A 21,556-nucleotide genomic window follows, 5' to 3' on the forward strand; every position below is an offset into this window, starting at 1 on the left:
CGTTCGGGGAAGCCCTCCCCTCACACACCAGCGCGAGGCAGGGGGCACTCGAATCCTAGCGCGAGGCCCTCACTGAACGTGAGCCACGGGCCCGGGGCGGCCCTCGGGTGCGTCCCGGCGCAACTCGAAGCTGAACGTGGCGCCCTCGCCAAGGGCGCTCTCGACGGAAATCCTTCCGCCGTGCTCGTGGATGAGCTGCTTGGAGATGTAGAGCCCCAGCCCCAACCCGCTGGACTCGCTCGCGGACGTCGCGCGCTCGAAGCGGACGAAGATTCGCTCGTGCTGGTCGGCGGGGATGCCAAGGCCTTCATCCCGGAGGCTGAACCTCACCCAGCTCCCCCGCTGCTCCAGCGTCGCGTGCACCGGCTTGCCGGGCGCGTACTTGATGGCGTTGATGATGAAGTTCGTCAGCACCTGCTCGATTCGCGCGGCGTCCAGCATCACCTGGAGTCCCTCCTCCAGTCGCTGCTCCAGCAGGATGCCGGCCGCCTCGAACTGGGGTGAGAAGCGGGCCAGCACCTCCCGCACCAGGTCGGAGAGGTGGGTCTCCACCGGGACGACCGTCAGCTTGCCGGAGCTGATGCGGGACACGTCGAGCATGTCATTGACCAGGCGCGCCAGGCGCTCCACCTGGAGGAGCGTGGTGTCGAGCAGCTTCTCGAAGCGCGCGGGCGAAAACCCGACGAGGCCCTGACGGGAGAAGACGCGCTTGCTCATCTGCGTCTGGAGCTTGAGCGTGGTCAGCGGCGTGTTGAGCTCGTGCGAGGCGACCCCGAGGAAGGTGTCCCGGGCGACGATGGCCGCGCGGAGGTTCGCCGCGAGCTGCTCAATCTCCTTCTGCTCGTTGACCTGGTCCGTCACCTCGTAGATGACCACCAGGACGCCATCCACCCGCCCGGCCGCGTCCCGCTTCGCCTGATAGGTGAAGTTGATGAACATCTCCCGCGCGGACCCATCCGCCTGCACCATGGAGGCGCGCAGCTTGGTGCCGTGGAAGCTCTGGCCCGACTGATAGACATTGTCGAGAATCTCGAAGAACCCCTGCCCCTCCAGCTCCGGCAACGCCTCCCGCACGGGCAGGTTCAGCAGGTCCATCACGGGCCGCCCACTGAACAGCATGGACATGAAGGGCGCGTTCACGAAGGTGAACACATGACGCGGCCCGCTGAGGATGGCGATGCCGAGCGGCGCCTGCAGCAGGAAGGCCTGGAGCTCCTGGCGCGCGCGCAGGCCCTCGTCCTCCGCCCACTTCCGCTCGCTGATGTCGAGCGTGGTGCCGATGAGCCGGGTGGCCCGTCCCTCCGCGTCGAAGGAGACCTGCCCTCGCGCCTCGACCCAGCGAGGCCGCGCGCCAGACTCGGCCACCACCCGGTGCTCCCGCCGGTACTGCCCCTGCGCGGCCCCCGCGAGCGCGGCGGCGATGCTCCCGCGCACCTCTTCCACATCCTCCAGGTGGATGCGCTCCAGGACTTGAGCGAGGCTGAACTCCTCCCGCGCGGGGAGGCCAAAGAGCGTGGTCATCCGCGCATCCGCGGTCATCCTCCCGGCGCCGACCTCCAGCTCCCACGTGCCCGCACCGGAGGACTCCACCACGCGGCGCAGGTGCTCCTCGCCGCGCCGCAGGGCCTGCTCACTGAAGATGCGCCCGGTGGTCTCGGTGCAGACCACCAGCGTGCCCTGAATCGCTCCGGACTCGTCGAAGACCGGCGAATAGCCGTAGGTCCAATAGACGTCCTCGATGCGGCCGTTGCGGAAGATGGGGACGAGCTGGTCCTCGTTCCAGCTGGCCTTCCCCTCGCGCATCACGTCTTCGATTTGCGGGCCGATGATGGGCCAGATTTCAGGCCACGTCTCCCGGCCCGGCCGCCCCAGGGCCGCCGGGTGCTTGCCCCGGCCGAAGCTGGGGACATAGGCGTCGTTGTAGAACTGGATGAGCTCCGGCCCCCACCAGAGGAACATGGGGTGGCGGGAGTGAAGCAGGGTCTTCACCAGCACCTGCAACGAGCCGGGCCAGCCCTCCACGGGCCCCACGGACGTGGCGGCCCAGTCCAGCTCGCGCATCCGGGTGGCCATCTCCCCGGCTCCACTGAACAGCGCATCCGCCTTCACGTGGTCGAACTCCCGGGTGGTGCCGAGCGAGCCGGGTTCTAGAGCATCCCCCCCAGCACATGAAACAACTCCGCGACGGCGGGCGAGCCCGCGGGCCTCCTTCTCTAACGAGCGCGCTCGCGCGGGGGCGATTATCACCAGGGCCAGATGGCGGGACCCTTCCCCCGCCGGTCCTCTACCAAACGGAGTCACGCATGAAGATTGGAATCATCGGCGCGGGTTACATCGGCTCGGCGCTGGCGAGGAAGTGGGTGAAGCTGGGCCACCAGGTCGTGCTGGCGAACTCGCGCGGACCCGACACGCTGAAGGAGCTGGCGGCCGAGATTGGCGCGACGGCGGGCACCGTCGAGCAGGCCGCGCACGCGGGAGAGGTCGTCGTCGTCACCATCCCCCAGCGCGCGGTGCAGGACCTGCCCAAGGACCTCTTCAAGGGCGTCCCCGCCGATGTGGTCGTCATCGACACCGGCAACTACTACCCCATCCGCGACGGCGACATTCCCGCGCTCACCGCGGGCCAGCTCGAAAGCGCGTGGGTCGGCGAGCACTTGGGTCGGCCGGTCATCAAGGTGTTCAATAACATCTACTCCAAGTCCCTGGCGGAGAAGGGCGCGCCGAAGGGCACCCCGGGGCGCGTCGCGCTCCCTGTCTCCGGTGACCCGGCCGAGGCACGGGCGAAGGTCATGCGCCTGGTGGACGAGCTGGGGTTCGACCCGGTCGACGCGGGCGGCCTCGACGAGTCCTGGCGTCATCAGCCGGGCACGCCCGCCTACACCCAGGACTTCGATGCGCCCCGGCTGAAGGAGGCGCTGGCCGCCGCCGAGAAGAGCCGCCTCCCCGAGTACCGCAAGGCCGCGGATGAGTCGCTCAAGGCGTACTTCGCGGCCCTGTCCAAGGGCTGAGCCAGGTTTCAGAAAGGCGCCGCGTCGCCGGTGGACTCCGGCGCGGGCGGCGGCGGCGCCTCGTCCTGGCTCACCTGGGAGTTCAGGACCCAACTCAGGGAATAGCGTGAGCCGAGCAGCCGGTAGGTGGCGCGCTTGCCACAGCCGGTGACGCCCGCGGTGTGCTTGTCGAGCCGCGTCGTCGCCAGCTCCGCCCTCGCGCAGCCCAGGTCGAACTCCGCGCGAGCCTTCACGTCGGGCACCCAGGAGCACTGCCCCATCATGCAGCGCAGCTCATAGGTGCCGGCCGCGTCACACCCACTCATCTGGTACTGGTTCTCACCCAGGTAGGTGGGCGTCAGCTCCGCGTCGCACTTGAGGTCCTTCGCGGCGAGCTTCTCCAGGTTCGCATAGCGCTTGGAGTTGATGGACGGCCCCATCTTGGAGAAGTCCACCCTGGCGTGGCTCCGGCTCCCACCACAGCCAGACACCAGCAGCGCCACGCCCAAGCCTGTCATCCACTGAACAGTGAGGTTCATGGGCAGACATCTATCATGACCCGAGGTCCGCCCCCGGGCCTCCGCGACAGCCTCAGGCGGCCTGCTGGGAGCGGGCCTGGTGCTCCTTCATGGCCCGGCAGCGTCCCAGGTAGTGCTCGAAGGCCCTGAGCAGCGCGTCCGGGTCCTTCAGCTTGCTCAAGCAGAGCGAGCGCTTCTCCTTGGACCGCCCCTCAGTCGTCACCTGCAGGTCCAGGTACTTCTTGAACATGCGGTCCGCCGTGCTGGCGTGGGTCACTTCCGAGAGCAGCACGGGCGCCTCCCACTCCGAGCAGCCCACCTGGGCGAAGTCGAGCGTCGCCTCCTGCCCGGCCTCCTTGCCCTCGAAGGACAGCGGCGGGAAGTGCCGCTCCACGTGCTGCCGCTCCTCGTCGTTGGACGGCACGTAGCGGTACGCGAGCACCAGGTCATGGGCCTGCGAGAAGCGCGCCTCGTAGGCGCCCCACAGCCGCGCCTCGATGGCCTCCGCCTCTTGAATCGTGCTCACCCAGGAGAACGTCACGGGCTCCAGCAGCACCTGCGCCATGTCCGACGGCGCCAGCCGCGCATTGACGTTCTCCAGCCGCGCGGAGAGCGGCGGGTGGGAGTCGAACGGGTGCGGCGTCACGGAGCCGTGCAGGTCCCCATGCACGGCATCCGACTGCGCGTAGTCCGCGAAGCCGAGCGCGACGCGATGGGCGATGGCCACCGACTGCTGCCGCTCGTCACGGGAGAAGAGGTCCGCCTCCACACGCTCCCTGAAGCCCGCGTACGCGCCCACCTTCACCAGCGAGCGGGCGATGTCCCGACCGGAGGTGATGCCCGCCGCCAGACGGTCCGCGGCCAGCTCGCTCGCGCGCCGGCTGCGCCCCAGCGACAGCTCGAAGAGCCCGCGGTACGCCAGCATGAAGTGGTAGATGGGCCGCGTCAGGCCTCCCTCATGCAGCGTCTGGAGGTACTGGGCGAAGTGCGCGAGCCTCGGCGCCAGCCGCTTGCCGTGGCCCGTGTCCCCGCCCAGCAGGTGCCCCATCTCGTGCGCGAGCACCGCGTCCGCCTCCGACTGCTCCAACAGGCGCAAGAGGGACAGGCTCACGTAGAGCGTCCGGCCGGAGAGCGTCTGTCCGCCGACGCGCACGTCGCTCTCCGTGACGAAGAAGTTGGCGTCGATGCCCGCGAGGATGTGGTCCGGCGGGGGCGTATCGAGCCGCGCGCACAGCCTTCGCACGTGCGCCCAGAGCTCCGGGGCCTTGGACTCCTCCAGCACCTCCGCCTCCACCTCGAAGTCCATGGGCGGACGGCGGAAGATGGCGACCACCACGAGGAAGATGGCCATGGCGGCCAGGATGCCCACCACGCCGATGAGCTTGGGTGAATAGCGATTGAACCAGAGCGCCGTCACCCAGTAGGACAGCCACACCGCCAGGCCGCCCTGTCCAATCGCCTGGAGCGCGCCCGTGACGCGGAGCACGTTCCACCCCACGACGAAGCTGATGAACTGGAACGGCCGGGACACGAACGCGGCCAGGCCACACAGCAGGGCAATCACGGTGGTGGCGAGCCCCAACGCCAGCAGGCCCAGCGCCAGGGTGTGCATCCAGTCGAACTGCTTCACGTCCTTGCACACCTCGCTGAGGTTGCTTCGGAAGTTCGCCAGCTCCGCATCCGTGCTGAGGCAGGCCGCCGAGGCGGGAACGGCGCGGAAGAAGGCCAGGGTCTCCGCCCGCTGCTCCTCGGTGAGCTCGGCATCCTGGCCCACCTGCTTCTCGATGGACGCGAGCACGTCCCCGTCCACGCTGGAGGTGGCATGGCCGGTGAACCAGAGGCCGAAGAGCGGGAGGGCGAAGAGCCAGAGAGCGGGCAGCACGTAGCTGCGCAGGAAGCCAGGGGCGGTCGTCGTAGGTCGCATGGGGATGGGTGCCGACAATCCTACCCCCGGGTGGGCGTCCCCCCGCCAGCCGCCCGGAGCAGGTCTCCGTTCCCAAGAGCCAGGAATTCCCGTGACATGCCCTGGGAGACCATGGGGAGGCGCTCGCCGCGGGGCGGGCGCTACGCGCGCTGCCGCACCATCACCACCTTGGGGTACGCGATGAAGAACCCCAGGCGCTCCATGTTCCGCTGAGACGCGCTGGCGGGCAGGGTGCTGCTCGCCGCCAGCGTGCATCCCTGGCCCACGGCCCACGCCAGTCGCGTGGCAATCAACTCCTGCTGCAGCCCCCTGCCACGGAAGCGCTCGCGCACCGACGTCCCCGACAGCGTCGCCACGCCGTCATGCAGGGCCACGGTGCCACCGCCCGCGGGCTCTCCGTCCACCAGCGCGAGGAAGCAGGTGGTGCCCGGCATCGTCGCCGTGCCCAGCATGAGCGAGGCCTCCGCGTCCGACACCTCTTCCCGTCCGAGGAAGCCCCGGGCCACCGTGCGAGCGAAGACCTCCGCCTCTCCGGAACGGAGGGGACGAATCTCCGCGCCTGTCGGCGGCGTGGGACTTCCCGGCAACTCGCGCATGAGCACCTGCTGGAACTCGCCCACCTGGTAGCCCCGCTGCGCCAGTCCCTGGGCCAGCGTGGGATGGGAGAAGGGCAGCAGGTCTATCTGGAGCAGGCCGCCGCCCTGGCCCAGATGGGACTCCACCCGGTCCAGGTCCTCGGCGCTGACGGGCCCCTCCATTCCCAGCGCGAGCGCCTGGGTGAGGGGCGAGTCCGGACCGTTGAAGAGGGCCAGGCCCCCGGCGACCTCCAGGACACCGGAGGGCGGCGTGGCGCCGCGATTCTGCGCGGCCTGGGCCAGCTCCAGGCGACGGGCGAGTCGAGCGTCCACCCCCCTGCGTGACGGCGAAGAAGAAGGCTGCATGGCGCGCACCCTCATCCACGACGGGCGGCGGCGTCTATCGGCTTCCGGCGCCGCTTGTCACAATCGTGCGCTGCTTCACGCCCGCTTCGCGCAGCGGAAGCGCGCGGGAGTCGCTCCATGGCGGGCGCGGAACAGCGCCGTGAAGTGACTCTGGCTGGAGAACCCCGTGGCCTGCGCCACGTCCCCCAAGGGGAGCGCGGTGGTGGTGAGCAGCTCCCGGGCCCGCTCCAGCCGGCGCGTCAGGACGAAGCGGTGCGGTGTGCTGCCCGTCGCCCGCTTGAAGCTCCGGGCGAAGTGCGACGGGCTCAGCCCCACCACGCCCGCCAGCGCCTCCAGCCCCAGCGCGCCGTCCAGGTTCGCCTCCACGAAGTCGGTGACGCGGCGGAGCTGCCAGGTCGGCAGGCCCACCGCCCGGGGCCCACCGCGCCGCTGCTGCCCGTCCAGCCGCAGCAACCGCAACCCGACCACCGTGGCCAGCGCCTCCACTTCCAGCCGGGCGGGCGGCAGGCCCTCGCGCAGCGCCTCCCCGCTGGCGCGCAGCAGCTCGCGCAGCACCGGGTCTCTCAGACACGAGGACCCCACGGCCCTCAGTCCTCGCCCCGAACCGGCCTCCCCGGAGAGCGCGGCGAGCCGCTCGGGGTGAAGGAAGAAGGAGACCACCTGCGCCCCCGCCTCCCACGCGAAGGCATGGGGCACATCAGGGCTGACGACGCCGACCTCCTCGCTCGCGACCCGCTGGTCCACCGCTCGCCCCGTGGGCCGCCAGCGCCCCTGGAGGGGCCGGCGCACCAGTGGCATCAGCAACTGCAACTCCGGATGCTGGTGCTCCTCGGTGCGGACCTGTTGATGCCGGTAGAGGGCCACGCCCACGCCCTGCCACGCCACCGAGGGCAGGGGCTCCAGTCGCTTCTCGGGTCCTGTCACGTGCGTTCAACCTCCAGGAAGGACCCAGCGTATGTCCAGATTCATGAACACGGTGACCCGGGTTGCGCGAGTCCCCTTCGCATCCCATCATCGAGCGACAAGGACGATTCGCCGGGAGCACTTCATGCGGGCCCGGACGGAGGGTGGCCAGACGAGCTGGATGTCCACTGTCAGTGCACGACTTCACCGAGGAACGCCCCGCTCGCACGGCGCCTCGCCATCCGTGCTACGCAACGCAACGGCCGCGCCTTCTCCTGGGCGCGTCAGTCCTCCCCTTCCCTCGTGAACCCACCTCTCCACGGCTCCCGCCTCGCGAGTGCCTCCCCGCCTGGGGCGGACTCCGCGCGGGTGTGGATGGTCGATGACAGCCCCATGCAGTTGGAGAGGGCCCGGGCCCTGTTGTCGAAGGACCACGCGGTCGAGACCTTCCGCGACGCAGAGGCGATGCTCGAGCGGCTCCACCAGGGTCCTCCTCCCGACGTGCTCCTGCTGGACTGGCAGCTGCCGGGCGTCTCCGGCCTGGATGCGTGCCGCTACGTGCGCGAGCAATATGATGACGTCACCCTGCCCATCCTGATTCTCTCCGCGAGGGGAGCCCACGCGGACTTCGCGGAGGGCCTGCGGGCCGGGGCCAGCGACTACGTCTCCAAGCCCTACGACGACGCGGAGCTGCTCGCGCGCGTGGGCGGCCTGCTGCGCATCCGGGCCCAGGGGCAGCAACTGCGCGAGCGCGAGGCGTATCTGGCCACGACGCTCTCCAGCATCGGCGACGCGGTCATCACCACGGACCAGGCCGGGCACATCACCTTCCTCAACCCCGTGGCCGAGCGGGTCACCGGCTGGAGCGACGCCGAGGCACGCCAGCGCCCCGTGACGGACGTCTTCCGGCTCATCGACGCCTCCACCCGGGCCCTCGTGGAGGACCCTGTAGGCCGCGTCCTCACGCGCGGCACGGTCCAGGGGCTCATCGGGCCCACGCTGCTCTTGCGCAAGGACGGCTCGGAGGTCCCCATCGAGGACAGCGCCGCCCCCATCCGCGTGGGCACCCGCGAGCTGACGGGCGTCGTGCTCGTCTTCCGGGATGTCACCGAGCAGCGCAAGACACAGCTGCGCAACGAGGCCCTCGACGCGAAGGTCCGCGCCAGCGAGGCCGAGCTGCGCATCCTGCTCGACGCGATTCCCGTCCTCGTCTCGTATGTCACCCCAGAGGAGACCTACGGGCGGGTCAACAAGGCGTACGAGGACTGGTTCGGAATCGCCCAGGACAGCCTCCGGGGCAGGTCCATCCGGGAGGTCGTCGGGGACGCCGCCTACGAGGTGCTCGGGCCCTACGTGAAGCGGGGGCTGGCGGGAGAGGACCTCTCCTTCGAGCAACATGACGTGCCCTACCGGTTGGGCGGCACGCGTGACGTGAGGGTCACCTTCATCGCGCACCGGGAGGCGGGGCAGCCCGCGGGGGGTTATGTCGCGCTGCTCCAGGACATCACCGCGGAGCGGCGGCTGACGAAGGAGCGCGAGCGCTCCGCCCAGCAGCAGCGGGAGCAGGCCGAGTTCGAGCAGCAGCTCATCGGCATCGTGAGCCATGACCTGCGCAATCCCCTGGGCGCCATCCTGATGGGGGCATCCCGGCTGAACCAGCAGGACGGGCTGGATTCGAATGTCCGCAAGACGTCGGCGCGCATCCATTCGTCCGCGGCGCGCGCGGTGCGGATGGTGAATGAGCTCCTGGACTTCACGCAGGCCCGGATGGGCGGCGGCATCCGGATTGAGTGCAACCCCACGGACTTCCACTCCCTCTTGCGCACCATGGTGGACGAGGTGGAGGCGGCCAACCCCTCCGCCCGGGTGAAGGTGGAGATGAGCGGCGACGGGCTGGGCCTGTGGGACGGAGACCGGCTCTCCCAGGTGCTCCAGAACCTGGTGACGAACGCCCTCAAGTATGGCGAGCCCGGCACGCCCGTCCTCGTCGCCGCCCGGGGCGACCGCGAGCACGTCACCTTCAGCGTGCACAACGAGGGCGCGCCCCTCCCCGCCGACCAGCGCTCCGCCCTCTTCGAGCCCTTCCAGCGGGGCACGGGCACCGTGGACAAGACGGGGCGCAGCGTGGGGCTCGGCCTGTTCATCGTGAAGTCGATTGTCGACGCGCACGGCGGGCACATCGAGGTGCGGTCCGAGGCCGGCAAGGGCACCACGTTCATCGTGAGCCTGCCCCGCCACGCGCGCAGCTCCGCGCCGCGCTAGACAAAGCCGCGGCCCTCCGCCTGGAAGGGCAGCGGCCTTCGGGCTCACCCCTCCAGGTCACCGACAATCTTCCCGAAGGGCGACGGCGTGCCCAGCATCTTCTGGAACCGGTTCCGGTTGTCCGAGCCCACGTCGTAGTTGTTGAAGTTGACGTCGTTGGAGTTCTTCCCGTCCGGCAGCATGCCCGAGTAGTCCTGGCGGGCCGGCAGTCCGTGCTCCGCGCGAATCTTGTTCTCGGTGGGGGCCCAGCCCGCGGGCGTGTGCGGCGTGGGCTTCAGGCCCACCGTCTCGAACTCCTCGCGCAGGCGCAGGCGGTCCTCGACGGTCTCCTTCATGTTGGCGGAGTGCGTCGGGTACTGCTGGAAGACAGGCGCGTCGGCGTGCTTGCTGGCCGCCAGGGGGCTGACCTGCACGCCGTTGGCCGCGCGCCAGGCGTGGACCGACTCGTGGCCCAGGCTGTTGAAGCGCTGGCCCGGGTCGTTCTCGTTGTAGTTGATGCGGCTGGCCGTGCCCGTGCCGGGCTGGCCTTCGTAGCGGTACGCGGGGCGGAGGGAGTCGAGCGTGCCGTTGTGCCGGGGCGCGTGCGACATGGGCATCGAGGCGTCGCGGCCCGAGTAGAGGTCCGCCACCGTCAGCGGGTTGCGCTGGGTGCCGATGGCGCCGGGGTTCACCGCGGACGTCCTGTCGTTGAGCTCCGTCATCATCCGGCCGCCCTCGGGCCGGCTCGTGAGCCGGTGCGTGGAGTTGCGGGCGTCCTGGGTGAAGTCGGCGAAGTCCGCGCCCGTCTGGTTGCTGTCGCGGCGGGTCCGGATGCCCTGGAGGTCCGGGTGCACCACGCCATGGTCCGTGGGCTTGAGGTTGTTCCTGCCGTCCTGGAGCTCCGCGGGCGACGGGCGCGGCTGGGAAGGCCCTCCGGCCGACTCGGTCGTCCGCGGCGGGCTCTTCTCCGGCGTCTTCGCGGGCGTCTTCTCCGGTGCCTTGGGCGTGCTCGTCTCCAGCTTCGGGGGCGCGCTGTTGCTCCGGGAGCGGGAGGACGACGAAGAGGAGGACGGGGAGAGGACGGAAGACGGCTTGGAGCGGAGCTTCATGGGGGAGCGCCTCTGGAGGGAGTCGGTGACGAGGCTCCCTAGAGCATCCGGTGTGCCAGCCTCCCCGTGGCGGGGCGCGGCCCTGGAGCGACCTGATTTCAAGAGGTTCCACTGGCCTCGGAGCGCGTCCGGGAGCCGCCGCTGATGACCGTGAACAAGGGGCTGATGACCGCCGTCATCAGGCGCGGCGCCCTCCAGGCTGGCAAACACAGGGAGGGACGCCTAGAAGCACGCCCCTCCTTCATCCAAGGCTCATCCACCGCATGAATCGCAAGAACGCGCTCAGCACCCTGCTCGCACTGGGGCTGCTGACGACCCTCAGTGCCCAGGCCGAGGTGTTGTTCTCCCAGGCCAACCTCCTGCTCAACAAGAACCAGCTCTCCGCGGTGAACTATCGCGGCAAGGGCCTGTCGCTGCCCGTGGGGACGAAGGTGGAGGTCCTCAAGCGGAGCGACGACGAGGTGCGCTGCCGGGTGGTCGACTCGGGGGCCGAGTTCAAGTTCGTCTCGCACAAGAGCCTGGGCAAGGACGCCGCCGCGCTGTTCCCCTCCTTCTTCTCCGCGAAGGACCCCGCGGCGCGCATCGCCGCGCTCACGCCGGAGGAGCAGAAGCAGGTCAAGGCGGGTGAGCTGGCCCGTGGCATGTCCCGGGACGCGGTGCTGCTGACGGTGGGCCCGCCGCCGCCGCACCGGACGCTGTCGCTGGAGAGCAAGACGTGGACCTACTGGAGCTCGAAGTTCTCCACGTTCGAGGTCATCTTCGATGCCGACGGCAAGGTGGTGTCGTTCGGTGACGAGCCCGCGCCGGTGGCCGCTCCCGCTCCGGCCCCGTCCGAGAAGGTCTTCCACCACGCGACGGCCAACTTCCACTTCGACGACGACACCGTGTCCTGGGTGAACTACCTCAAGGGCCCCATCCTCCCGTTCAACACCCGGGTGGAGGTGCTGGACAAGGGCAGCTCGAAGGTGAAGTTCAAGGTCGTGGAGACGGGCAAGGAGTTCGTGTTCGAGAACGACTCGCGCTCGGGCGCTGACACCTGGGCGCTGTTCCAGGCCGCGTTCGCCCCCGAGGACCAGGCCCCCAAGCTGGAGGCGCTGTCGGCCGAGGACCGCAAGAAGGTCTCCGCGTCGGAGGTCGTGACTGGCATGTCCCGCACCGCCGTGCGCATGGCGTGGGGACCGCCGCCGCCGCACGAGACGCCGTCGTTCAACTCCACCGTCTGGACCTATTGGAAGAGCAAGCTGGTCAAGGTGAAGGTGACCTTCGACAAGGACGACAAGGTCGCCTCCGTCGAGTAGCGGCCCGCCGCCCCGGCTGTCCTGGAGGAGCTTCGACTCCGTGGGACAGCCGGAGGTCGCCCCCCGGACGAGGGCTCGATGCGCACGTTGGCCGCGCATCCGGGACCGCTCCTTCCGGGTAGATGGCACGGCCCCTGGGAGACGTCAGGTTTGCGTCTCACAGGGGAGAGACGCATGAGGCGGAGTGGAAGGTCCGGCATCGCCGGAGGCCGTGGGGTGATGCTGCTCGGGGCCCTGCTCGCGGGCTGTCAGATGGCCCCCGGCCAGGAGGAGGCGGCGCCCCCGAAGGACCTGGCACCCGTGGAGGCCAAGGCCGATGGGGAGGCCCAGGCGCGTGAGTGGAGCCGGAAGTGGCCCTCACCCGCACCGCTCGGTCGCCGTGGACCGGCGGTGGCATATGGGGGAGGGAAGTTCTTCGCGGTCTGGAACGACGTGCGCGAGGGCGGAGTGTACGGCGCCCGCGTGAAGCCGGACGGCACCCTCCTGGACCCCGAAGGCATCCGCCTCAACCTGGGCGACGGTCCCGTCGGAAGTGGACGACCCGGCATCGCCTTCAACGGGACGCATTTCTTCGTCGTCTGGGAGACGTCGGACGGCATCGACGGCGTGCGCGTGAAGCCGGATGGCACTGTCGTCGGCCCCGAGTTCCGGGTCATCCAGACGGACGAGTCCTTCGGGCCGGCGGCCATCGCCTGCTCCCCGAAGCTGTGTCTGGTGACGTTCACCATCGCGGGTGACGCGGAGACGGTCATCTTCTTCGGACGCGTGACGAAGCATGCCGAGGTCATCGCGGACAGTGAGCGGACGCTCAGTCCAGCCTACAACTTCGCGGGCGATTCGGCGGTGGCGTGGAACAACAGCCGCAAGGAGTTCCTGGTCGTCTGGTCCGACGAGCGCGGGGCCGGCGCGGGGAAAGAGGACATCTACGGCAACCGCGTGAAGGAGAACGGCACCATCCTCGATGATGTCGGCTTTCCCATCGCCATGGCCCCCGGCGCCCAGTTGACGCCGGACGTGGCGTGGTCGGGCCGCCGCTACCACGTGGTCTGGTCCGACAACCGCGATGGCGACACGGACATCTTCGGAGCCCGGGTGCATGGGAATGGCACGGTGGAGGACCCGGACGGCATTCCCATCTCCACCGCCATCGGGGAGCAGACCGTCCCGCGCCTCGCGCACCACAACTCCAAGTCCCTGGTCGTCTGGGATGACACGCGAGGCGGCCCGCACCGCGTCTGGGGCGCGCGGCTGGGTGAAGACGGCGACGTGTGGGACCCCACGGGCTTCGCCATCTCCCAGGGCGACCAGCCCCAGGAGTACCTGCCAGACGTGGCCCAGGGCGCTGACCTGTTCTTCACCGCCTACGCCGGCGCGGATTCCTTCCTCCCCTTCGGGCCCAACTTCATCCTGGGCACGCGGGTGAACCACCACACGACGGTGAAGGACATCCCGGCCCTGCCACTCACCCAGGAGGAGTGAGGACAGGGCCCGGGCCCGACGACGTTCGTCAGCGCTTCGCCAGGAGCGGGCGCGGGTCGAACGTCACGCGGATGCGGGAGATGCGCCCATCCTCGACGTGGCTCCAGTTCGCCACCGGCAGGGGGGCGCCTTCCGAGGGCTGAATCTCGAACCAGGTCAGGACTTCGGCACCGTCCACGAAGCGGTGCAGCACCGTCACCTGGGGTGACACCTTCCACATGCCGTTGACCAGGCCCTTCACGCAGGCCTCTGCCCCCTCCGCCGTGCCGAGCGCGCCGACGAAGCTCACGTCGGGCGCGAGCGTGGCGCGCAGCTTCGCCTCGTCCTTCTCGCTCCACGCATCGAAGTACGCCTTCACCACTTCCGCGGGACTCCCCATGTTCGACCTCCGAGAATGTCCTCCACCCTCCCCCACCTCGCTGACAGCGGAGTGTCAGGATTGAGAGGGCTGCTTCCCGAGGAAAGCACGCATCCACCCTGGCTCAGCGCAGGGCGAAGCGCCGCCGGTAGGCGTCCGGAGTCAGGCCAGTACGGGCCTTGAAGCGGCGACGGAACGAGGTGGTCTCCGCGTAGCCCACGGCCTGGGAGATGTCCTCCACGGTGCGGGGGGTGGTCTCCAGCAGGTGCCGGGCGGCTTCGATTCGCAGGCGCTGGACGTAATCCAGCGGGGTGTCGCCGGTGGCCTTGCGGAAGCGGCGCAGCAGCGTGCGCTCTCCCAGGCTCGCCGCCACGGCCGCGCCCGCCAAGCTCACCGGGCCGACGAGGTGCGCCTCCAGCCACTCCTGGGCGCGCAGCACGGCCTCGTCCCCGTGGCCCCGGGGCACGGCGTGCACCGCATAGGGCGCCTGGAACCTGCGGCCCGGCTCCACCAGGAGCATCTTCGCGCACAGCGCCGCCAGCTCCGGCGAGGCGTGCTTCGCCACCAGGTGCAGGCAGAGGTCCAGGTAGGCCGTCACGCCGCCCGCGGTGAGCACGTCGCCGTGGTCCACCAGCAGCAGCTCCGGCTTGAGCGCCACGCGCGGATAGTGCGCCACGAAGTCCTGGGCGAGCCCCCAGTGGGTGGTGGCCTCCCTCCCGTCCAGGAGGCCTGTCTTCGCGAGCAGGAAGGCCCCGGCGCACACCGCCGCCAGCGTGGAGCCCCGGGCGTGCTGGCCCGCCAGCCAGTCGGCCGTGGAAGGGTCGGCCACGCTGCCCCCCAGGTCGCCGATGACGGCGGGGACGAAGACGACATCGAAGCGCTCGGACGGGGCCGGCACCCGCGCGGCGGCGAGCTCCAGGCCGTGGAAGCTCCGGATGGGGCCTGCTCGCGCGGCCACCAGCTCGGCGGTGAAGGGCTCGCTCCGGCCCTGCTCACGGCACAGGAGGTTGGCCATGGCGAACACGTCCAGCGGCCCCGTCACGCTGGAGGCCACGCAGCCCTCCAGGGCCAGCACCGCGATGTGGAGGGACGAGGACCTGTCGGCCATGTGCGCTTGTCGGTTTCCGCCCGGACTTTGTCAATCCGAGCACTGCCGCCGGAAGCGACGTCTGGATATTCAGCCGGACAACGGACGACCACGGATGGAGGAGAACCCCATGGACAAGCCTTTGGAGAACGCCGCGCTGCTGCTCATCGACATCCAGAACGACTACTTCCCCGGAGGCCGGTTCGAGCTGGACGGCACCGACGCGGCGGCCACGCAGGCCCGGGCGGCGCTCGACTTCTTCCGCGAGCGGGGTGTGCCGGTCATCCACGTCCGTCACGAGTCACCGCAGCCAGGGGCTCCGTTCTTCCTGCCGGGGACGCCAGGGGCCCAGATTCATTCCCGCGTCGAGCCCCGGCCCGGCGAGGCGGTGGTGCTCAAGCACTTCCCCAACAGCTTCCGGGAGACGGACCTCCAGGAGCGCCTGCGGACGCTGGGCGTGAAGCACCTGGTCGTCACCGGGATGATGACGCTGATGTGCGTGGACGCCACGGTGCGCGCGGCGGCGGACCAGGGCTACACCGTCACCGTGCTCCCGGATGCCTGCGCGGCCCGTGCCCTGGAGTTCAACGGCCAGAAGGTCTCCGCGCCGGATGTCCACGCCGCGTTCCTCGCCGCGCTCGGCATGGGCTACGCCCGCCTCGTTCCGACGGCGGAGTTCCTGGCCCAGGCCGGGCGCTGACGCGAAAGCGCACTTCCCTGTTGGACGGTCACGCCGATGGCGCAGGCGCGGACCTGGCCGGGGTCCGAGGCGATGTGCTCCTTGGACCCCGCGGACCTGGTGCCATTGACCATCGGCATGTTCTTCCAGCAGAGCTGCCCAGGCCAGGTGGCGCCCTCGTCGCCGCACAGTGAGTTTCCCGGGGGTGTTATGCCTTGGCACCATGATTGACCACACGGGTATCGGTGTCGCGGACGTCGCGCGCTCCGCCATCTTCTACGATGCGGTGCTGAGCGCCTTTGGAATGCGCCGGGTCGCGCAGCTTCCCGAGAGCGATGGACGCGATGCGGTCGGCTACGGCGTCGACTATCCTGTCTTCTGGATTGACCGCTTCCATCCGCACAGCGTGAAGCAACACACGGCCTTCGCGGCCCGGAGCCGCGCGGAGGTAGACGCCTTCCATGCGGCCGCGCTGAAATCCGGAGGCACCGACAACGGGCCTCCCGGGCTCCGCTCCACCGCGCAAGGCTATCCGCCGGGCTACTACGCCGCCTTCGTGTTCGACCCGGACGGCAACAACATGGAAGCCCTCTTCCGCGAGCGGTGAGTCGGGTCCGCCGAGGCCCTGCTCACGCTCCGCGCTGTTCGCCGGGATTCCCGCCTGGAGGTCGTGAGCCTCACCGAGGCGCGGCGCCCGACGATGACTGCTTCGGATTGGAGAACACCGAGCTGGCGGAGCGGTGGGAGATGCGTTGATAGCGCGCATAGGCCTCCACGAGCGCGCTGCGCATGGCCGTGGCCTCCGTGGGCCCATGCCGCGCCACGGTGGTGGCCAGTGCCTCCAGCAGATAGGCTTCGGGCGCCATCAACGTTCGCGTGAGCGCGATGGGGCTTGAGCCCAGCGTCTTCAGCACCGGGCCGAAGTACTGCTCACTCATGCACGCCAGGACGACGACAGGCCTGGGCGAGGCCCCCGGCGGAGACTCCACCGGAGGAGGCGCGCGGTCCATCAGCCGGTCATGCCCGGCCCACACCAGCAGGTCGGCCCGGCTCGCGCCCGCCGCCGCACGCAGGAAGTCCTCCAGCGCGGTATCAATCCGGTCGCCCGCATAGGCGTGGAGCCGCAGCCGCACGGGCCGCTCTCCCTTCGCGGCCGTCCGCTCCAGGACGAGCACACGCAACACCGCGGAGTCCTCCGGCCCCGCCTCGCGGCTCACCACCTTGAAGCCCGGGGCCCGTGAGAGGAACCGCTCCGCCCCATACATCGCGCCCCAGTAGAGGTTCGTGTCCAGGGCGCGAGGGGCGCCCGCCGGTGCACGGCCGCACTCAATCAAGGCGTTGTCACACAGCGGGACGAAGACCTCGACCTCCACTGCGGGAGGCGCGGCCAGCAGGCTCAGCAACACGAGGGACAACACGGTGGACCTCCAGGCGTGACTCGAAGAGACACCCCTGGCCCGTCCATCCGTTCCCTCGGGCGTGAAACGTGTCCACGCGCCCTACCCGTCCGTCACTGCCACTTGTAGACGAGGCCCTGCGCGTTGAGTCCCCACACGGAGCCATCCCCCGCGGCGGAGATGTTGCGCAGCGCACCGGGCACCTTCTGCCAGGCCGTCCCACTCCACTGGTAGACTTGGTCGGAGCCATCCAGCGCCCAGATGTTCTTCGCGTTGCCCACGGAGACGAACGTCATGCCGGCGGGGATGTTCCAGGTCCACTTGGTGCCGTCCCAGCGGAGCACTCGGTTTGCGTCCGGGGGGTTGGTCGCCCACAGCTCGCCATCCGCGCCCACGGAGAGCTGGCTGACGCAGCAGCCCTTCTTCTCCCACGCGGAGCCCGTCCACCGGAACAGCGAGCCGCCGTTGTCCAGGCCCCAGGCCGTGTTGGCGTTGATGGCGGTGACCTGCTTCATCCCCGTGGGCACGTTCCAGGTCCACTTGTTGCCCGTCGCGTCCCACTTCAGCACGCGCAGCGAGTCCGCCGGATTGGTGGCCCACAGCGTCCCGTCCGAGGCCGTGGAGATGTTCGCCACCGTACCGCCCATCTTCTGCCAGGCCGCGCCCGTCCACTTCCAGTGGAAGCCCGCGGTGTCGAGCCCCCAGACCGCGTTCGCGTTCCCCACTGAGATTTGCTTGAGCGTCGCGCCCTGGGGCCCCGGCTGGAGCACCCACTGCGGCGCCGGAGCCGCCAGCAAGTCACTCCACTTCATGGTGATTTTCGAGTCCGTCTGCCCGGCGAACGTCACCGTCTTGTCCAGGGTGCTCACGGTGATTCCATACACATACCGCGCACCCGGCTTCTCCCACTGCGCCACCATCCTGCCCAGGGCGTCGTAGGCGACGATGCCCATGCTCACGCGGTTGTCCGTGTAGCTGTAGGCCCAGAAGGTGTAGCCCTTCCACTTGATGACCGGGCACGTGGCGGCGGCGGCTCCGGTGCCGGGCCCCTGCGTGCACGTCACCTTCATCCCCGGGGGAATCGCGGGCGTCGGCGCGGGAGGAACCTGGACGACCACGGGGGGCGGCACCAGCTCGTCCCAGGTCATCGTTATCTTCGCGTCCGTCTGCCCGGCGAACGTCACCGTCTTGTTCGCGGGGTTCACGGTGATGCCATACACATACCGCGCACCCGGCTTCTCCCACTGCGCCGCGAGCGCACCCGTGGCGTCATACGCCGCGATGACCATGCCGATGCGGTTGTCGCCATAGCAGAGCGCCCAGTACGTGTAGCCGTCGTACTTGAGCACCGGACAGGTGGCGGAGGCGGCCCCCGTGCCGGGGCCCTGGGTACAGGTCACCTTGGTGCCGGCGGGGAGCGCGGGAGGGGGGCTCGGCGGGACCTGGGCAATCGCGGGGAGGGGCTGCGCACCGGCCGGGGGGCTGGCGGTGACGGACATCAAGCCCAGACACAGGGCCGCGAGGTTCGCGAACTTCAGAGCTGGTTTCATGGGGGGCTTATCGCTTTCGGGGGAAGCAATGGCTGCGCACGGCGCGAGAGCAACAACCAGGCCAGTACCCACTCCAGGGGAGCGAAGCCTGATTGAAGCGCGCGTCGGGTGTGTCAGGAGCCGCCCTCGCGGGTCTTGACGTGTCCGTTGACGTGTCAGCGCAACGAAACGCCGCGATGGCTCCCGGAATGACCACATGTGCATCTCCCCGCCCACTTCACCGTGGCCTCGGGAGGCCTCGGCGGCGAAGCTCGGTGCCTGGGGCGTGTGGGACATCGCTCCACGGTGGACCCGGAGAGAGCGCACCATGTCGCGAATCGTCGAGCTGTGGGATGCGTGGAGCGAGCGCCAGACACAGGCGGGGCTCCGCGCACTCCATGGCGGTGAGCCCCTCTCGCGCGAACAACTCGAACGTTACGAGGCCGCGTTCTGGCGGCGCGGGTTCGAGCTGACCGGAGACCTGCGCGAGCTGCTCGAAGCACGCGGCATCGTCTGGGCCGCTCCCGTGGAGTCCGATGATGGCGAGACACTCCCAGGGCTGCGCCTGCTGAGCGACGTGCGGCTGCTCGACGAGCACGACCGTCACCTGGAGCTGGCGGAGCTCAACGGCGTGCCTGGCGCGGAGCAGTGGATGCTGTTCACCACGGAGCGCGACCTCGAGCCGGCCTGGGCGCTCGATGCCCGCTTCGTGGGCGAGAATGGCCCGAGCGTCGGCCAGTACCACCAGGACCTCGTCTGCACCCAACCGGTGGGTCCCACCGAGCCGCTGCCGCTCGCCTCCCCCGACGTCCACGCCTGGCTCGCCGCGAGGCTTCAGGACCTCGAGGCCCGGTGGCGGAGCCTGCCTCGTGAGGTGCTCGAACAGGCGATGTCCCCTTCCTCCGACATGGAGTCCTTCGAGGCCCAGCAAGCCATGGCGCTCGCGGCGGCTGAGGCGCGCATCGCCAAAGGCACACTCCGCTGGGAGACTCTCGCTGTCGACTGGCGCCGCGTCGCGAGCGGCACCCGTGACTCCGCGCTGCTCCAGCGAGTCCTGGAGAGCGTGCGGCAGGACCGGCGCAAGGGACGCCCTGGCATTCCCTTCGACCTGTTGGCACAGGGCGTGACCTGGCCCTGGGACTACCCGGGTCCGGGGCAGCTCGCGGCGCGCCTCGACGAAGCGGAGCGAGGAAAGGTCATGGGCTGGGCCCTGGAACGCGCTGGCGGGCGGACGACAGGCGGTGAAGGGCTTCGCTCCGCGATGGAGGCGTTACAGGCGGGAGTGCGTGGCTCGCGGGAGCTGCTGCGACACGTCTCGCTGGAAGGGTGGACGGAGCGCGCCCTCGACTTCGCGACGCCCGAGGGACGCGGTCGCATCCTCGCGCGTGCCGCGGCGCTCGCGCTGTCGGACCGGACGGAGAGCAACGTGGAGCGCGTGTTGACGCTGTGCGCTCACACTGGCGCTGGGACGCGGGGGGCCTGGAGTCTGCTCGATGCGTGGGACCACCTCGACGCCGTCTTGAACGGACGAACGAAGCCGGGCGTCGAGGTGAAGCCCGCGCCGGCAGTCCCCGACTCGGCGCTCGTCACGGAGCTGCGCGCCTGGCTGCTCGCGCACCCGGGTCCGCAGAGGAAGCTCGCCGAGGAGCTGGGCACGCAGTGGGCACCTCGACTGAGTGCCGCGACGCCAGACGAGCGCGAGCCCCTCACCCGGCTGCTCAAGAGCGCGCTCAAGTCCCCGAAGCTCACGGGCGAGCTGGACGCCCTGCTCGCACGCCTGAGCTGAAGCGGGGACAACGCTCCATCGGGAGGGATACAAGAACGCCATGCAAGAGCCCCGGCCCCCACGGCCTCTCCACCGAGGCGACCTCTACTGGATGGAGTCCGATGAGGCGCGAGGGTCGATTCCCCCCATCGTGCATCCCCACCTGGTGATTCAGGAGGATGTCCTCAACCACTCGCGCATCCACACCGTGGTCGTCTGCGCGCTGACGTCCAACCTGAAGCGCGCGAACGAGCCGGGCAACGTGCTCCTCGACGAGGGTGAAGGCAACCTGCCCAGGCACAGCGTCATCGTCGTCTCCCAGGTGTCCTCCGTGGAGAAGACCCGGCTGGGAGAGTTCATCGGCACCCTCTCCGCGCAACGGGTGGAGCAGGTCCTCGCGGGCCTGCGCTTTCAACAGGCCGCGTTCTTCAACGGCCGCTGACCCGCTGCAGCCAGCGGCTCACTTCGTCCAGGTACTCGCGCGGGAGCGCATGGCCACTGTCGAAGGTCTTGTGCGTCTTGCGTCGAGACGGGGCCGCGTCGAACAGCGCCTTGCTGTCCGCGACAGGAGCGAAGTCGTCCTGGTTCGCCGTCAGCAGCAACCAGTCCTGTTGAATCCGCGCCATGTGTCGCGAGGGAGCAATCTCCTCCATCGTCGGGTCGATGTGGGGCGGCACCATCGTGACGAGGTGGGTGACGCGAGGCTCACGCGCCGCGAGCAGCAGCGCCACCTGGGCCCCCATGCTGTACCCGGCGACGAGCACCCGAGGCGGCTTGCCCTTCGCCAGCACGGCGGTGAGCAGTGCGTGGGCGTCCTTGACGGTGTCGGCGACCATCGCCACATACGGCCCGGGCTCGCCCCGGTGCGCCTGCTTGGCGAGCGCACCCGGCTTCGCCTCGGGGGTCGCCCGCTCGCCGTGTCGTCGCGCGTCCAGGAGATAGACGCGGTACCCGGCCCGCAGCAGCGTGTCCTTCAGCACTCCACCATGCGTCGGGGCCGCGTCCGACAGCCAGTCCTCCTTCTTGCGGGTGAGGCCGTGCAGGAGGACGGCCACCGGCGGGTTCGCCGCGCCGCCCTCGGGCTCCAGCACCACGGTGGGGATGCGTTCTCCGTCCGAGCCCCGGACCTCCAGCGGCGCCACCGGGTCGGCGGCGTGGGCCAGGGAAGCGGACAGCAGCAGCAGGTACAGCGAGAGCAGGCGGGTCATGTCGGGATTCCTCGAAGTGAGAGGCCCGCCACCTTGCGGTTTCCGACGTCAGCCACGCGTCAACGCGCGGTTGACCTCCGGTTGACGCGGCGACTGATAACCTGCGGCCCTCTCCTTCCAAGGCCCCCTGCCC

The 21,556-nt window shown here is 69.8% G+C and carries 19 protein-coding genes; 8 read left to right on the forward strand and 11 right to left on the reverse strand.

The window, feature by feature from the left end; all coding sequences use genetic code 11:
- Positions 1 to 69: 69 nt before the first annotated feature.
- Positions 70 to 2,109: a sensor histidine kinase gene (locus tag LZ199_RS35485; protein ID WP_253998210.1), complete on the reverse strand. Its 2,040-nt coding sequence runs from the start codon at positions 2,107 to 2,109 to the stop codon at positions 70 to 72.
- 194 nt (positions 2,110 to 2,303) lie between these two features.
- Here LZ199_RS35485 and LZ199_RS35490 point away from each other — a divergent pair, with 194 nt between their 5' ends.
- Entirely contained in the window at positions 2,304 to 3,008 is a 705-nt protein-coding gene (locus tag LZ199_RS35490; RefSeq protein WP_253998211.1) for an NADPH-dependent F420 reductase, read from the forward strand.
- Between the two features lie 8 nt (positions 3,009 to 3,016).
- On the opposite strand, the gene LZ199_RS35495 is transcribed toward LZ199_RS35490, so the two are convergent.
- The 4 genes from LZ199_RS35495 to LZ199_RS35510 form a co-directional block, all read right to left on the reverse strand.
- Positions 3,017 to 3,526, reverse strand: coding sequence for a hypothetical protein (locus LZ199_RS35495; protein WP_253998212.1), 510 nt, complete (start codon positions 3,524 to 3,526; stop codon positions 3,017 to 3,019).
- 52 nt (positions 3,527 to 3,578) lie between these two features.
- Positions 3,579 to 5,429 carry a M48 family metallopeptidase gene (locus LZ199_RS35500; RefSeq protein ID WP_253998213.1) on the reverse strand — a complete coding sequence of 617 codons (1,851 nt, stop codon included), beginning with the start codon at positions 5,427 to 5,429 and terminating at the stop codon, positions 3,579 to 3,581.
- Positions 5,430 to 5,569: 140 nt separating this feature from the next.
- Entirely contained in the window at positions 5,570 to 6,370 is an 801-nt protein-coding gene (locus tag LZ199_RS35505; protein WP_253998214.1) for a GNAT family N-acetyltransferase, read from the reverse strand.
- 75 nt (positions 6,371 to 6,445) lie between these two features.
- Entirely contained in the window at positions 6,446 to 7,294 is an 849-nt protein-coding gene (locus tag LZ199_RS35510; protein WP_253998215.1) for an AraC family transcriptional regulator, read from the reverse strand.
- Positions 7,295 to 7,648: 354 nt separating this feature from the next.
- Here LZ199_RS35510 and LZ199_RS35515 point away from each other — a divergent pair, with 354 nt between their 5' ends.
- Positions 7,649 to 9,535, forward strand: coding sequence for a hybrid sensor histidine kinase/response regulator (locus LZ199_RS35515; RefSeq protein ID WP_256569672.1), 1,887 nt, complete (start codon positions 7,649 to 7,651; stop codon positions 9,533 to 9,535).
- Positions 9,536 to 9,579: 44 nt separating this feature from the next.
- On the opposite strand, the gene LZ199_RS35520 is transcribed toward LZ199_RS35515, so the two are convergent.
- On the reverse strand, positions 9,580 to 10,623 hold the full coding sequence (locus tag LZ199_RS35520; protein WP_253998217.1) for a M91 family zinc metallopeptidase: 1,044 nt from the start codon (positions 10,621 to 10,623) through the stop codon (positions 9,580 to 9,582).
- A gap of 263 nt (positions 10,624 to 10,886) precedes the next feature.
- Between LZ199_RS35520 and LZ199_RS35525 the strand changes: the two genes are divergently transcribed.
- On the forward strand, positions 10,887 to 11,921 hold the full coding sequence (locus LZ199_RS35525; protein WP_253998218.1) for a PH domain-containing protein: 1,035 nt from the start codon (positions 10,887 to 10,889) through the stop codon (positions 11,919 to 11,921).
- A gap of 174 nt (positions 11,922 to 12,095) precedes the next feature.
- Positions 12,096 to 13,400 (forward strand): hypothetical protein, encoded by a 1,305-nt coding sequence (locus LZ199_RS35530; protein ID WP_253998219.1) that lies wholly within the window; start codon positions 12,096 to 12,098, stop codon positions 13,398 to 13,400.
- A 28-nt stretch (positions 13,401 to 13,428) separates the two neighbouring features.
- Here LZ199_RS35530 and LZ199_RS35535 read toward each other — a convergent pair whose 3' ends face one another.
- Complete coding sequence (locus LZ199_RS35535) at positions 13,429 to 13,779, reverse strand: nuclear transport factor 2 family protein (RefSeq protein ID WP_253998220.1); 351 nt, start codon at positions 13,777 to 13,779, stop codon at positions 13,429 to 13,431.
- 103 nt (positions 13,780 to 13,882) lie between these two features.
- Complete coding sequence (locus LZ199_RS35540) at positions 13,883 to 14,866, reverse strand: GlxA family transcriptional regulator (protein WP_253998221.1); 984 nt, start codon at positions 14,864 to 14,866, stop codon at positions 13,883 to 13,885.
- A 109-nt stretch (positions 14,867 to 14,975) separates the two neighbouring features.
- On the opposite strand from LZ199_RS35540, the gene LZ199_RS35545 reads away from it, so the two are divergent.
- Both LZ199_RS35545 and LZ199_RS35550 read left to right on the forward strand, forming a co-directional pair.
- On the forward strand, positions 14,976 to 15,545 hold the full coding sequence (locus tag LZ199_RS35545; protein WP_253998222.1) for a cysteine hydrolase family protein: 570 nt from the start codon (positions 14,976 to 14,978) through the stop codon (positions 15,543 to 15,545).
- Between the two features lie 202 nt (positions 15,546 to 15,747).
- Entirely contained in the window at positions 15,748 to 16,131 is a 384-nt protein-coding gene (locus LZ199_RS35550) for a VOC family protein (RefSeq protein ID WP_253998223.1), read from the forward strand.
- A 70-nt stretch (positions 16,132 to 16,201) separates the two neighbouring features.
- On the opposite strand, the gene LZ199_RS35555 is transcribed toward LZ199_RS35550, so the two are convergent.
- Both LZ199_RS35555 and LZ199_RS35560 read right to left on the reverse strand, forming a co-directional pair.
- Complete coding sequence (locus LZ199_RS35555) at positions 16,202 to 16,942, reverse strand: hypothetical protein (protein WP_253998224.1); 741 nt, start codon at positions 16,940 to 16,942, stop codon at positions 16,202 to 16,204.
- A gap of 92 nt (positions 16,943 to 17,034) precedes the next feature.
- The gene (locus LZ199_RS35560) at positions 17,035 to 18,471 is read right to left on the reverse strand and encodes a tectonin domain-containing protein (RefSeq protein ID WP_253998225.1); all 1,437 of its coding nucleotides are present in this window, start codon (positions 18,469 to 18,471) and stop codon (positions 17,035 to 17,037) included.
- A 307-nt stretch (positions 18,472 to 18,778) separates the two neighbouring features.
- Between LZ199_RS35560 and LZ199_RS35565 the strand changes: the two genes are divergently transcribed.
- Positions 18,779 to 20,236, forward strand: coding sequence for a hypothetical protein (locus LZ199_RS35565; RefSeq protein ID WP_253998226.1), 1,458 nt, complete (start codon positions 18,779 to 18,781; stop codon positions 20,234 to 20,236).
- A gap of 40 nt (positions 20,237 to 20,276) precedes the next feature.
- Positions 20,277 to 20,657, forward strand: a complete 381-nt coding sequence (locus LZ199_RS35570; protein ID WP_256569673.1) for a type II toxin-antitoxin system PemK/MazF family toxin — start codon at positions 20,277 to 20,279, stop codon at positions 20,655 to 20,657.
- On the opposite strand, the gene LZ199_RS35575 is transcribed toward LZ199_RS35570, so the two are convergent.
- On the reverse strand, positions 20,644 to 21,423 hold the full coding sequence (locus LZ199_RS35575; RefSeq protein ID WP_253998228.1) for an alpha/beta hydrolase: 780 nt from the start codon (positions 21,421 to 21,423) through the stop codon (positions 20,644 to 20,646). The two genes, LZ199_RS35570 and LZ199_RS35575, sit on opposite strands and share 14 nt — an antisense overlap.
- Between the last annotated feature and the right edge of the window lie 133 nt (positions 21,424 to 21,556).

Origin of the sequence: Myxococcus qinghaiensis (assembly GCF_024198215.1) — a bacterium.
Classification (GTDB): domain Bacteria; phylum Myxococcota; class Myxococcia; order Myxococcales; family Myxococcaceae; genus Myxococcus; species Myxococcus qinghaiensis.